This is a genomic window from Microcoleus sp. Pol7_B2 (assembly GCF_036701035.1).
GTDB lineage: Bacteria > Cyanobacteriota > Cyanobacteriia > Cyanobacteriales > Microcoleaceae > Microcoleus.
The window spans coordinates 35,518-49,545 of sequence record NZ_JAUBQB010000022.1; the positions used below are offsets into that span (position 1 = coordinate 35,518).

The 14,028-nt window shown below is 45.6% G+C and carries 10 protein-coding genes; 6 read left to right on the top strand and 4 right to left on the bottom strand.

The genetic code is table 11. From position 1 onward, the window contains the following. The first annotated feature begins 108 nt into the window (after positions 1-108). Both rnc and QUA57_RS11300 read left to right on the top strand, forming a co-directional pair. A complete protein-coding gene (rnc, locus tag QUA57_RS11295; protein ID WP_333059452.1) occupies positions 109-816 on the top strand; it encodes a ribonuclease III in 708 nt (235 codons plus the stop codon). 224 nt (positions 817-1,040) lie between these two features. Continuing rightward, positions 1,041-2,192 carry a Gfo/Idh/MocA family oxidoreductase gene (locus tag QUA57_RS11300; protein ID WP_333059454.1) on the top strand — a complete coding sequence of 384 codons (1,152 nt, stop codon included), beginning with the start codon at positions 1,041-1,043 and terminating at the stop codon, positions 2,190-2,192. A 45-nt stretch (positions 2,193-2,237) separates the two neighbouring features. Here QUA57_RS11300 and QUA57_RS11305 read toward each other — a convergent pair whose 3' ends face one another. Continuing rightward, the gene (locus tag QUA57_RS11305) at positions 2,238-4,283 is read right to left on the bottom strand and encodes a sensor histidine kinase (RefSeq protein ID WP_333059455.1); all 2,046 of its coding nucleotides are present in this window, start codon (positions 4,281-4,283) and stop codon (positions 2,238-2,240) included. A gap of 652 nt (positions 4,284-4,935) precedes the next feature. On the opposite strand from QUA57_RS11305, the gene QUA57_RS11310 reads away from it, so the two are divergent. Continuing rightward, positions 4,936-5,580: a class I SAM-dependent methyltransferase gene (locus tag QUA57_RS11310; RefSeq protein WP_333059456.1), complete on the top strand. Its 645-nt coding sequence runs from the start codon at positions 4,936-4,938 to the stop codon at positions 5,578-5,580. A 101-nt stretch (positions 5,581-5,681) separates the two neighbouring features. Then, complete coding sequence (locus tag QUA57_RS11315; RefSeq protein ID WP_333059457.1) at positions 5,682-7,187, top strand: cryptochrome/photolyase family protein; 1,506 nt, start codon at positions 5,682-5,684, stop codon at positions 7,185-7,187. Positions 7,188-7,290: 103 nt separating this feature from the next. Here QUA57_RS11315 and QUA57_RS11320 read toward each other — a convergent pair whose 3' ends face one another. Then, entirely contained in the window at positions 7,291-7,527 is a 237-nt protein-coding gene (locus tag QUA57_RS11320) for a hypothetical protein (RefSeq protein WP_333059458.1), read from the bottom strand. A gap of 211 nt (positions 7,528-7,738) precedes the next feature. On the opposite strand from QUA57_RS11320, the gene QUA57_RS11325 reads away from it, so the two are divergent. Continuing rightward, the gene (locus tag QUA57_RS11325) at positions 7,739-7,996 is read left to right on the top strand and encodes a DUF2811 domain-containing protein (protein ID WP_050813024.1); all 258 of its coding nucleotides are present in this window, start codon (positions 7,739-7,741) and stop codon (positions 7,994-7,996) included. A gap of 472 nt (positions 7,997-8,468) precedes the next feature. Here QUA57_RS11325 and groL read toward each other — a convergent pair whose 3' ends face one another. Continuing rightward, positions 8,469-10,160 (bottom strand): chaperonin GroEL, encoded by a 1,692-nt coding sequence (groL, locus tag QUA57_RS11330; protein WP_333059459.1) that lies wholly within the window; start codon positions 10,158-10,160, stop codon positions 8,469-8,471. 521 nt (positions 10,161-10,681) lie between these two features. Between groL and QUA57_RS11335 the strand changes: the two genes are divergently transcribed. Continuing rightward, positions 10,682-12,430 (top strand): ABC transporter ATP-binding protein, encoded by a 1,749-nt coding sequence (locus tag QUA57_RS11335; protein ID WP_333059461.1) that lies wholly within the window; start codon positions 10,682-10,684, stop codon positions 12,428-12,430. A gap of 265 nt (positions 12,431-12,695) precedes the next feature. On the opposite strand, the gene QUA57_RS11340 is transcribed toward QUA57_RS11335, so the two are convergent. Beyond that, positions 12,696-13,811: a fatty acid desaturase gene (locus QUA57_RS11340; RefSeq protein ID WP_333059462.1), complete on the bottom strand. Its 1,116-nt coding sequence runs from the start codon at positions 13,809-13,811 to the stop codon at positions 12,696-12,698. Between the last annotated feature and the right edge of the window lie 217 nt (positions 13,812-14,028).

Genomic DNA, 14,028 nt, shown 5'->3' on the forward strand with positions numbered 1-14,028 from the left:
AATCTGATACAAGTTTAAAAAAATAATGCAACTTTTGACAAGCTCGAAACCCGGATAGTCATCCGTCATCCGTCATTCTCAAATCTCAAATCTCAAATCTCAAATGGTATGATTTATCCGGGTCGCCAAAAGCAACTTAAAACATTAATTCAAAAATTGGGACTGACGGAGGATGCTTCGATCAAATGGCATCTCCTCGATTTAGCTTTGACTCATGCGAGCGCGTCAGCTAAGGCAAATTACGAGCAACTAGAGTTTGTCGGGGATGCAGTTGTGCGGCTGGCGGCGTCGGAATTGTTGTTTGAGATTTATCCTGACTGTACAGTGGGGGAATTTGCTGCTATTCGATCGATCTTGGTGAGCGATCGCATTCTTGCTAAAATCGCTGAAAGTTACGGGTTCGATCGCTATTTAATTGTTTCCAGCAGTGCCGCCTCGGACAAAACAGGCGCTGAACCCCGGCTGGCAGATGCTTTGGAAGCGGTACTGGCTGCGCTTTATTTGAGTACCCACAGCTTAGAATTAATTCGCCCTTGGCTAGATTCTCACTTTCAACGCTTAGCAACAGAAATCCGCAGTGATCCTGCTCGCCAAAACTACAAAGCTGCTCTCCAAGAGTTGACTCAAGGCAAATACAAAACTTTGCCCAAATATAGTGTGCAAGAAACCGGGACAGTGCAGGGCGGAGAGGATCGTTTTACCGCAGAAGTTCTCATTCAGGGAAAGTTGGTAGCAGAGGGAAAAGGTCGATCGATCAAAGCGGCCGAACAAGCAGCGGCTCAGGTAGCTTTCAATAAATTAGTTGGTAGTGAGTAGTCAGTTGACTGTTGACTGTTGACTGTTGACTGTTGACTGTTGACTGGTGTTATCAGTTATAGGTTATTTGTTAGCTGCTACCAATAACCAATAACCAATAACCAATAACCAATAACCAATAACCAATAACTACTGCCAACAGTCAACAGTGATTTTTTTGAGTTAAAACATAGATAATAACAAAATATGCTATAATTCCTGTGCGATTTTTGAAATTATAATCAATGAAAATCGGAATAGCTGTATTGGGTGCAGGTCGCTGGGGAGTTAACTTAATTCGCAACTTTCTGGAACATCCCAACAGCGAAGTTTTAGCGGTGGTAGACCCGAATCAAGATTCATTGGCGGCGGTTCAAAAACAGTTTAATCTTGATGCCTCGGTGATTCTAGCTACCGATTGGTCTCAAGTGCAAGCCTTGCCGGGACTGCAAGCTGTGGCGATCGCCACTCCAGCTTCCACACACTACACCCTCGCAGCAGCAGCGCTGAAACAAGGCTACCACGTCTTAGCAGAAAAACCCCTCGCCCTCAACCTGACTGAAGCAATAGAACTCTGTCAATTAGCCGAAAAACAGCAGCGGCAACTCTTCGTTGACCACACTTATCTCTTTCATCCAGCAGTTGATCGAGGCCAAAGAATTATTCAACAGCATCAACTCGGAAAATTGCGCTACGGTTACGCCCAACGCACCCATTTTGAACCGGTTCGCCATGACGTTGATGCCCTTTGGGACTTGGCCATTCACGATATCGCTATTTTCAATACTTGGTTGGAACAAACGCCAATTGAAGTAAGGGCGATGGGTACTGTATTTCCGAAGGAAGAAGGAAGAAGGAAGAAGGAAGAAGGAATAAATCAAGAAGCAGCAGAAATTGAAAATCAATTTTTACCTTCACTGCTGACTACTAATCCGGCAGAAAAACTAGCAGATTTAGTTTGGGTAACGCTTACTTATCCCGACGGATTTCAAGCATTTATTCACCTGTGCTGGCTAAATCCTGACAAACAACGGCGCTTAACAGTTGTTGGGAGTTTGGGAACCTTGATTTTTGATGAAATGTCGCCAGAAACTCCCCTGATTGTGCAGCGTGGCAATCCAGATTGGGGAGGCGAAGAGAATAACTCTTTTGAAAGTGCGTTAGCGAAGCCCTCGAAGAGGATCGCGCCGCAGCCAACAAGCATCAGACATCGCGAAGTGTTGAGTTTAGAACAAGTAGAACCGCTGAGGCGAGTGTGCGATCGCTTCCTCAACTGCGTGCAAACAAATACCCCCTGTCTTACCTCTTCGGGCGCGGCTTCCGTCGAATTAATCCGCATTCTCAGCACTTTGAGCAAATCCCTAGAACTCGGCGGACAGCCCCTAATACCCTTTTAGATTTTAGATTTTAGATTTTAGATTTTAGATTGGGAAAATCACTCCTCAACTTTTGAAATTTCCCTTTTCCGTTACTAAGTCGGGGCTGTGAAAATAAAAACTTGACTGCTGATTGACAGGCAAAGAAATCATCACCGTAGTACCTTGATTCACGCCCGCGCTGTGCAGGGTAATGCTTCCGATCATAGATTCCATGATCCTTCGCGAGATAGCCAAGCCCAAACCGTTACCGCCAAACCTGCGAGTTGTAGAACCATCAGCCATCACAAAAGGTTGAAACAATTTCTGCTGGTGCTCGGGATCGATACCAATTCCCGTATCTTTAATTGTCACCACCACCCAATCGCTTTGACCGCTGGGACCCGTCATACTTTCACCACTGCCGTTAAAACTACCAGAATTAGTCCTGGATTCTAGCCGCACAGATATCTTAATGCTGCCGGACTCTGTAAACTTAACGGCATTGCTCAAAACATTTAAAAACACCTGTTTTAGCTTCTCTGGATCGGCATGAACGATAATCGGATCATGAGGCTCTGGCAAACTTAACTTCAAGCCTTTTTCCTCAATTTGAGCCGATTGCAAATCAATCGCGTCTTCAAGTACCTGGGTAATGTCAACTACTTCTAACATCATGGAGAAGGTGCCGGATTCTATTTTAGCAATGTCCAAAATATCATTAATAATATTGAGCAATTGCATGGACGAGTCGTGAGCCCGCTGTAAAAATTCCATTTCTTCATCTCGGTCATCGCAGTAGCCGTCCCGCACAATTTGAATAAAACCAATAATCCCGTTGAGCGGCGTTCTCAATTCGTGAGAAATATTCCCCAAAAATTCATTTTTTAATTGATTGGCAACTTGCGCTTCTTTGGTTGCGACTTCTAATTCTCTGGCCCAGGATCTAAGGCGCTGCACCATGCTGTTGAGTGCTTCTGATAGTTGATTAAATTCCCTAATTTGGAAATCTTGGGGCACTGTCTGCGACGCTTCCGTATCTACTTTCATCGCGTAGTCTCTCAGTTTTTCCACAGGACGCGCCAAGTCGCGAGACAGATATAAAGTCGCGATGATACTAGCAGCAACCAAGCCTACAATTAAATTAAATAAAACTTGCTGAATCTCTTCCAAACCTGACAGAGCGTAATCTAAACGAGAGACAGCTAAAATAATCCACTTGCTGTTCTCCTGTGTAGTTGAAGGACTCGGGATAGCGGCGTATCCTGCTAGTAACTCTACACCATTTCTTTCAAAGGAAAATAGATGGAGAAAAGCTGTTCCGCCTGCGATCGCCCTTTTGGCAATACTTTTTAGTCGAGCGGCGTCTGCCTCTTGATCAATATTGCGGCCCACGCGGTTGACATTAGGGTGGGCCAAAATTGTCCCATCTTGGTCGATCGCCACCGTATAGCCAGCTAAAGAACCCTTGGGAGCGCTGGTTTGCACAGGCAAGGCCGACTTCAAACTCAAAGCATAACTCAACTGCAGGGTATTGCCCCGACGAATGTAAACAGGAGCGCTCAACACCAAACTCGCTTGGCTATGGGAGCCTTCTTTACCCGCCTCGGGAAAATCCTCAGCCCCCAAAGCCACCTTCTGATCGTTTGCTGTCGCCTGTCGCTGCGGAGGTAAGGACAGACGGATGTAAACGCTCTTGTCGTCCAGCAGCGTTTGCTGCTGCTGTACGGGTGGCCAAAATTTTGCCGGCAACGACTGAATCGGCTGCTGCCCGCAAGTGCTTGCTATCACTTGATTTGTCTTTACATTAGTCAATTGCAAGCAATCAACCTGCGCTGGCAACCGCTGCCCTAATTGCGCGATAAACTTTTGATAATCCTTCGGATCTACCGACTGCAACATCGAGCTTTCCGAAGCGCCGATCAGATTCGACTTCAGCGATTTCGCCCACTGGTCAATAGTTTCTGCTTTTCTGACTGCACTTTCTGTCAAGTTTTGACGAGCAGTTTCCAGAAGCGTCGAGCGTGCCTTGCGATAGGTAACATACTCCCCCACCAGTAGAACAGGTACGCTGAGCAACAAAATCCGCGACAGTAAAATACGGCGAAAGGAGGATTGACCTAACTTAACCATAGGAAATATCTAAATTAAGGTGCAACACCCAACAGCGACCATTAAAGTGAAATAAACCAGACCGAAAGCGTGAATCTGTCTAGGGGGCTCTGCTGACGGGACAACACAGCTTCAGAACAACATTTAAACACAATTATAGAAGCCACTGTAGTAATCTCGATTCTAAGTGTGTCAGCCCAAAGATGCTCAGCAATTTGTTTCGCAAATGCCTGTGATTCCGGTCACACTTCCCTTCTCAATTCTCGGAGCGACTGGCACCCGATCGCCCAGGGGCCCATTTTTCAGGCTGCAAAAAGCGTCGGGTAGACATACCGCCGTTGCTTGAAGCTAGAATCGCATAGATGCACTCGCCCCCAATTAACAGGCAAAAAGTTCGGTTTCCGGCTAGTGTACAGAGAGAATTCAGCTCGATCGGACTTTTTCTTTCCGAATGCCTTCGAGAGATGGGCGATGTGAGATTTGGCACCCTGTCAAAGATTTCTTTTGCCATCCGATTGATTCAGTGACAATAATTCACCTGTCAAACAAAAAGAATGAGACGATCGAGCTGCCGATCAACTCTGACAACCCTAATGTGGGGAACCTTGGCCCAAACAGTGCACCCACGCTCCGTAAATTCGCGGTCTCGGCAATAATCTCCATAGCTTAATCGATGAAAAAAAACTTTAGCAATTATACGTATTATTACACAAACAACCGTCCGAGATATCATCACGCATATTTGATATCTCCCCTTTTAGAAATGCTGGCGACACTTCAGCAGACCAGCAAGACAAAACTCCGAGTTTTGGATCTCGGCTGCGGCAATGGCAGCCTCAGTCACGTTATCGCAGAGCACGGCTGCGAAGTTGTCGGCGTTGACAGTTCTGCGCCCGGAATTGCCATCTCCCGTCAAAGTTTCCCCGATTGTCAGTTTATCGAAGCAGATATTTACGACCTTCCAGATACCGATATTTTGAACTCATTTGATGTTGTCTTAGCTATTGAAGTAATCGAACACTTGTTTTATCCTAAAGAACTAGCAAAAACTGCAAAGAGATGCCTCAATCCGGGAGGAAAATTAATTATTTCCACACCATATCACGGCTATTTAAAAAATCTGGCTTTAGCGGTTTTTGGCAAACTAGATAAACATTTTACCGTTCTTTGGGATAACGGTCACATTAAATTTTTTTCAGTAGAGACGCTGACCAAGTTATTAACATCTGAAGGATACACAGACATAAGATTTAAATTTGCTGGTCGGTGTCCCTATCTTTGGAAATCAATGTTATGCTCTAGTAAGTTTTCAGGCTAACCTGAAAACTTATGAATTGTAATTTGTCAATAAATTAAGTTTTTTGACTAGACCACCAGGTCTCATAAAAAGTAAAAAATAAGTTTCACTAAAAAAGTAAAATGACTGTTGGCATTTGGATATTAGGCGATCAACTGTGGGAGAACCAAGCTGCTCTCAACCGCATAGATGATAAATCCTCCCTACCTATAATTTTAATTGAATGTTGGCAGCACGTTCAACAGCGGCGCTACCACCAACAAAAATTAGTATTAATTTGGTCGGCAATGCGGCACTTCGCTAAAGAATTGCGCGGCGGTGGATGGCAAGTTACTTACCAAAAATCGGAGGACTTTGAAGCACCTCTCAAAGCTTGGATACAAGTTCACAATATCACCGAAGTGCGGGTGATGGCTCCGAACGATCGACCTTTTTTACAAATCGTTCACAACTTGCGACTCCCCTGCAAAACAACCCTGATTCCCAACAATCAATTCCTCTGGACAGAAACAGAATTCAAAGATTGGGCTTCAAGCCGCAAACGTTTGTTAATGGAAGACTTCTATCGAGCCAGCCGCCAACGTTTTCAAGTTTTAATGGATAGCAGCAATAAACCCATAGGAGGGAAGTGGAATTTTGACAAAGAAAATCGTCAGCCACCAAAAGGAAAACTGGATACACCGAAACCTCTCTGGTTTGAACCGGACGCCATAACTCAAGAAGTTATCGCACAAGTTAAATCTCTATCTTTCCCAACTTACGGCAAGATTGAACCTTTTCGTTGGGCGGTTACACGAGAGCAAGCAATGCAAGTATTAGATAATTTCATCGCACAGTGTCTCCCCGCTTTTGGCCCTTATCAAGACGCGATGGTGGCGGGGGAGGAAACAATGTGGCATTCTTTACTTTCTCCATATCTCAATATTGGCTTGCTGCATCCTTTAGAAGTTATTCAAGCGGCGGAAACAGCCTACCTAGAAAAAAACTTAAATTTAAACGGCGTCGAAGGTTTTATACGCCAAATTCTGGGCTGGCGAGAATACATTCGCGGTATGTATTTTTACGTGGATGCTGATTATTTTGAGAAGAATTGGTTCAACCACACTCAGCCGCTGCCGGAGTTTTTTTGGGACGCTAGTAAAACAGATATGAACTGTTTGCGCCAAGTTTTAACTCAAGTCGAAGGCAGCGGTTACGCGCACCATATCCAGCGGTTGATGATTTTGAGCAATTTTGGTCTAATTGCAGGAATCTCGCCCCAGGAGCTAGAAAAATGGTTCCACAGTGCGTTTGTGGATGCCTATGACTGGGTAATGCAGACTAATGTGCTGGGCATGGGTTTGTTTGCTGACGGCGGTGTGTTGGCCTCGAAGCCCTATGCTGCTTCTGCCAATTACATCAATAAAATGAGCGATTATTGTCGGGGGTGCAAATTCGATCGCACAGTGCGATCGGGCGAAAATGCCTGTCCCTTCAACTTCTTCTACTGGGATTTCCTAGCGCGCCATCGGGACAAACTTCAGTCGATCGGTCGCATGAGCTTTATCTTAGCCAATCTCGACAAAATGCCGCCTGCAGAATTGGCAACCATCCGCCAAAAAGCAGCAGAGTGGCACTTAGTCAGTTGACTGTTGACTGTTGTCAGGTGTCAGTTGTTAATCCTTTGCAGTGGCTAATAACAAATAACCAATAACATTAATCAACAGTCAACAGTCAACAATGCCCCATGCCTCATGCCCCATGCCCCATGCCCCATGCCCCATGCCCTTTGCAATTCTTATTTTTTCCCTGACTTTTCCCTAAACATTCCACAGCGTTTCCACAGGCAAGTCTGAGGTTTTCCACAGATCCGACAAAGTTTTCCACAGAAATTAACGGCACGGTAGCATCTTGCTGCGGAATTGGGGATTTCCTTAACTTGCTGCCTAATTCCTCATAAACCCCCCAACACATAAAGATATGTAACAAAAAATGCCCTGAAAAGCTTGTTATTTGGTAAACCTTTTTTTTATGTAAAGGACTTTGTAATATTTCGCAACATTGACAAACCCACCCCCTCATAGCGCACAATGATGCGACCGACCTAAAAAAAAGCGCTCTGATTTCGGCTGTGCCTGCACCTGTATCCGGCCGAAAGGGGGGTTCTGTTTTCAATTTATTAGCGAGACTAAAAAAAATGATGAACCCAACAGTCAGTATTTTTGCTGAAATTCCCGAAACGCTGCACGATTCTCTCAAAACTTACCTGGAAACCCATCCCGAATGGGATCTAGACCGAGTATTTTGCGCGGCGCTGTCGCTGTTTTTGTTGCAGAATGCCGATAGCGGTACGCCTGAAGCTTCGCGCAGTTATCGCCAAGCTGCGAGAGTTTATCTAGAAACTCTGTTTCAATCTCCTCAAGACTTGCACAGCAACAATGTAACTCCGTCGTCTTGAAGGATCGGGGGAGAGGGGGAGACGCGGTTTCTGGGAAGGATTTTAGTTGACCGAGAGGGCGCGCACTGCATAGGTGGCAACTTCAGCTTAAAATCCCTGAGAACTATCGCTTATAGCTTAATGCCGAGCCCCATTGCATCTCCCTTAAGAAGGAGACTTGGATAGCTTCAAGTCCCCCCGGACTATCAGGGCAGGGCTGTTTCATTCTCAGGAAAACCAGCCTTTTGACTCTTGTCGTGCCAAGAATGCCGACCCGACCCATCCACGATTTGTTAGGCATTGGGTGGGATTGGGGCAGCCACTCTTGGCTGCCCCTACAAGAGAATGAAACAACCCCCCGGACTATCAGGGGATGCCGGGGGGATAAGCTGCCTTAATCGTCAAACAGTAGACGGGTAGTACATAAGACGCGCTTGTTTACACCCATGGTGCTTATGGCGCACTCTACAGACTACAAACAAATGGCTGAAGACTACATCATGCCCATGCCGCCCATGCCGCCCATGCCGCCCATGCCACCCATGCCGCCCATGCCGCCCATGCCGCCCATGCCGCCCATGTCGCCCATGTCGCCGCCGGCTTTTTTCTTCTCGGGTTTTTCGACAATTACAGCTTCAGTGGTCAGCACCATACCAGCGATGGAACCGGCATTTTGCAAAGCCGATCGCACGACCTTAGCCGGGTCAATAATCCCGGCGGCAATCATATCTTCGTACACATCGGTGAGAGCGTTGTAGCCAATGTTGAACTCGCTCGCCCGCACTCGTTCGATGACGATGGAACCTTCAACGCCGGCATTATCAGCGATTTGACGCAAAGGTGCTTCCAAAGCTTTCTTCACCAAGTCAGCGCCTACTTGTTCTTCGGCGTCTAAAGTATTTGCGATCGCATCTATTTTTGTAATCAGGTGAATTAGGGTCGTGCCACCTCCGGCAACGATACCTTCTTCCACAGCAGCTTTAGTAGCGTTCAGAGCGTCTTCAATACGCAGTTTACGGTCTTTGAGCTCGGTTTCGGTAGCTGCGCCGACTTTAATTACAGCGATGCCGCCGGCGAGTTTGGCGATGCGTTCGGTTAGCTTTTCCTTGTCGTAGTCGGAATCCGTCGCTTCTAGCTGCTTGCGGATTTGCTCGATCCGTTTTAGCACGTCAGCTTTGTGTTCTTCGCCAGCAACAATGATCGTGTTTTCTTTGTCGATCGTAATTTTGCGGGCGGTACCGAGCATTTCTAGGGTTGCGGTATCGATGCTGAGTCCGACTTCTTCAGAAATCAGTTGACCGCCGGTGAGAACGGCGATATCTTGAAGCATAGCTTTGCGCCGCTCCCCAAAACCAGGAGATTTCGTTGCTGCGATGTTCAATACGCCGCGGGCTTTGTTGACTACCAGAGTTGCCAAAGCTTCGCCTTCAATATCTTCGGCGATAATTAGCAGCGGTTGACCTGTGCGGGCGATTTTTTCGAGAACTGGAATTAGTTCTTGAATCGAGCTAATTTTTTTGTCGGTAATCAGGAGGCGAGCGTTTTCGTACTCAACTTCCATGCGGTCGGTGTTAGTGACGAAATACGGAGAAAGATATCCGCGATCGTACTGCATCCCTTCGACAACTTCCAATTCCGTTGTCAGAGATTTCGACTCTTCAACAGTAATTACGCCGTCTTTCGTGACTTTTTCCATTGCTTGGGCAATCATGGCGCCGACTTCTTCGTCGTTACCGGCGGAGACAGTGGCGACTTGAGCAATGGCGCTTCCTTCGACGGGTTTCGCCAATTTCTCGATTTCCTGTACCAAGTGGGCGATCGTTTTTTCAATACCCCGGCGCAGCGCGACTGGGTTTGCGCCTGCTGCGACATTTTTCAAACCTTCGCGAATGAGGGATTGAGCTATAACCGTTGCGGTTGTTGTGCCGTCGCCTGCGATATCTTTAGTTTTGGAGGCGACTTCTTGAATTAAGCGAGCGCCGGCATTTTCCAGGGGGTCTTCGAGTTCGATCTCCCTAGCAACGGTGATACCGTCGTTAACAATTTGGGGACTGCCGTATTTCTTTTCCAATAGGACGTTCCGGCCTTTCGGGCCCAAGGTGATGCGGACAGCATCGGCGAGTTGATTGACGCCGCGTTCTAGTGCCCGCCGAGATTTGTCGCTAAATGCAACTATTTTGGTCATGTTTGTCTCCAATCGCTTACATTAGCAAATTTAGCACTCTCTGAGTCTGAGTGCTAAGTCGATCGATTTTTGATTGTAGCGCGCCTCGACGGTGTGGGGGATTGGGGGGACGGATTGGAGATTTGGGCGAGCTCGTTCCGGGTGGCTAAGGACAGGGCATTGCCGTGTCCCCACAGATCTCGTGTTCCCACAGATATAATGGGGTTTGTTACATATCGATATAATCAGGTTTTAGTTAATACCAAAACCTAATTTTGATGGCACGTTATCCCAAAGCAGAATTTTTATTAAAAATTTCTTAACTTGTGTTTTCGGTCATCTACCTTTCGATAGAGCTTATCTTTTTTTCAAACTTCTATCTTCTATAGCAACCGCCAAGACTATTAGGACGTTCTTAATTGCTGAAACATGAGCTGAAGATTGCGCCTTCCATCTTCCATCTTCCATCTTCCATCTTCCATCTTCCATCTTCCATCTTTCTTCTTCCTTTCCTCAATCAATCTTAAATTACGCACTAACAAATGGCTCGTTATTCTCGACTGCAAAAACTCGGCTCTTATATGCGCCCGCACTGGAAGCCAACATTCTGGGGCGTTTTTTCGCTATTAGTTGTCAATGCTGTGGGCGTTTACATTCCCCTGCTGATTCGGAATGCAGTTGACACTCTCCAATCTGCGCTTAAATTTGACGAAGTTTTCAACTTCGTGGCACTAATTCTGATTCTCGCCTCAATTATGTGGGTAATTCGGATGGCGTCGCGGATTTTGCTGTTTGGCGTCGGGCGTCAAGTCGAATTTGATCTCAAACAGCAAATATTTAATCATTTATTAACATTAGAACCGTCTTATTTTGCAGCAAATACGGTAGGAGATTTAATTAACCGCGCTACTTCCGATTTGGACAATATTCGGCGCTTGGTGGGGTTTGCGGTACTCAGTTTGGCGAATACGGCCTTTGCTTATGCTTTGACTTTGCCGGTGATGCTGGGGATTAATGTACGGCTGACGCTGTTGGCGATCGCCGTGTATCCTTTAATGTTAGTTTTGGTGCAGTTATTTAGCGACAAACTTCGCATCCAACAGTTAGCCGTGCAAGAGGAATTGTCGGCGATGAGCGATTTGATTCAGGAGGATATGAGCGGGATTTCCGTAATTAAAATTTACGCTCAAGAAGAGAACGAACGCCGAGCTTTTCGCAATTCCAACGCACAGTTGCTATCAGCAAATTTGGAATTAGCAAAAACTAGAAACTTTATTTTTCCGCTGCTGGGCGGTTTGGCAAGTATCAGTTTGTTGGTGCTGCTTTCTGCTGGTGGCGGGGCAATTGCTAATGGTCAAATTAGCATTGGCGATTTTGTGGCGTTGCTGATTTATGTCGAGCGTTTGGTGTTTCCGACGGCGCTGTTGGGTTTCACGATTACTGCTTACCAGCGGGGAGAAGTGAGTGTCGATCGCATTGAATCAATTCTGACTGTGGAACCGCAAATTAAGGATGCTGTCAGTGCAGTTGAACTGCCAACTCCAGTCAAAGGCGAAGTTGTGGCCCGCCATCTAAATTATACTTATCCCGGTGCTAAGACACCGGCGCTTAAAGATGTTGATTTTACCATAAAACCGGGCGAAACTGTCGCAATTGTCGGGGCGATCGGCTCGGGAAAATCAACTTTAGCTAATGCGCTGCCCAGACTGCTGGACATCGATCCGGGTCAGTTATTTTTAGACGGACAGGATATTACTGAGGTAAAATTGACCCAATTGCGCGGCGCGATCGCCTACGTTCCGCAAGAAAGTTTTCTGTTCGGCACTACCATCAAGAATAACATCCGCTACGGAAACCCTTTAGCGGAACAGCCGCAGATTGAAGCCGCCGCAAAACAAGCGCAAATTCACGCCGAAATCCTCAACTTTCCGCAGCAGTACAAAACAGTTGTCGGCGAACGCGGCATTACTTTATCCGGCGGACAGCGGCAGCGGACGGCACTTGCTCGCGCTTTGTTAGTTGACGCCCCGGTGTTAATTTTGGATGACGCTCTTTCCAGCGTTGACAATCAAACTGCTACCGACATTTTGCGAAACTTGGCAACGGGAACCGATCGCAAAACGGTAATTTTTATCTCCCATCAAATGTCGGCTGCGGCTAGTGCCGATCGCATTTTTGTGATGGAGAGAGGAGAAATAGTTCAGAGTGGCACTCACGTTGAATTGGTAGGGGAAACAGGGCTTTATCAGTATTTGTGGAACCAGCAAAAATTAGAGGAATTGCTGCATTGAAAAGTGACAGATACTTTGAGTTATCTAGACTTAGATCATAGATAAATAGGTAGGTGCAAATAAACTGGTCGCGAGGAGGGCGGGTTTTCTCCGAATAAACTGGCTGCTAGTATAGCTCCCGGCTAAACCCGCCTTCCCCATTTAATGTTTATTTGTAACCAGCTACTTAACTGGGAAAGTTAGGGTTGAAATTTATCCCACTAACTGCATTCGTAATCATAGGATTTTGGTGCTAAAAAAGCAACAAAATTTATTCCAACATATTTTAATTAACTACCTTACTGAAGGGGATTTCTTGTTGTTGTTGCAATAATTTAATTGATTGCAGACTATCTGAAGCAGCATCCCAAAGAATGAATTTGAAGCAGTCAGGAATATCGCGAAGTGTCAGTGATTTTGAGTTGGCCAACAGGTGAATATTAGCATTGTGACAGGCCTGAAGATTATAGTTAGGTATTCGCTCAGAAAGATGATGAATATTGTGGTAAGCAATATCAGCAGAAAACCAATTTAGAAGATTTGGTAATTTTAGGTAACTACTGCCTTCAATTGCGCCGAGAAGATAGTCCCAACCCTCAGCTTTATGAGCGTAAGAACCGTCAAAATTATGCTGAACAAAGAAAATACAGATAAATATCGCTGCTGAACAGGTCATGACAATTGAGTAAACACTCCAGAAAAAGCCAAACCCCAGTAAGTTGCTTAGATAAATCCAGCTACCAACAACACAAATATTGTTGAACAGTAAATCCCAAAATTCAGCCGTCGTATACCAATGTTTGGATTTATAAGAAGCAATGATTGCAGATAAACCCATGCCCAAATCTTGATTTAGACAAGCAAAAATATGTCGGATAAAACCCATAATTCCCAATATCAGCGCGAGCCTTGGCTTAATAATTAGATAGAAAAAACCACCGGGAAACAGCATCAATGGGTGTCTGAGTAACTGATACATCTTTTGACTAAAGGGGCTAAGCGCCGCAAATTTTTCGGTGGATATCAATGCCGAAGGGCCTCGGTACATATCCCAATTACCATTATGTTTGTGGTGATAAGCGTGTCCCCTCGACCACGGGTACTGAGGAATAGCATTGATAATACCTAGCAGAAAACCCATCATGCGATTGACTTTTTTGGAACTAAAAAGAGAATAGTGTCCGCAATCGTGCATCAAAGAGAAACAACGTCCTGAAAAAAGTGTCATCAACACCATTATCGGCGGCAGCAGGAATACAGAAATGGCAGCAGCTTTAAAGGCTAAAAACCATAAAAATGTATAAGGAATCACTGTATTGAGTATTTGGCAACTAGCTTTCAAGTTGTTGCTCTTCATATAAGGAGCTAGCACAAAATCCGACTTTTTAATCGCGCTTTTCATTCAGTATGTCTATGGTGTGTGGATAAGTGCTTAGCATAGCATCAGGAGAGCTGCGCTATTTTGGGTTTTGTTTTATTGCAGGTAATTGGATGAATTACGGTTAAAAATTGACCCATACTTTACAAAAGTGCTGATAATATTTAGTTCATTAGCTCCTCCTTTTGGTGGTTTCGCCAAGCTGAACTTTATCCCATATTTGACGTACTTAATCATAACA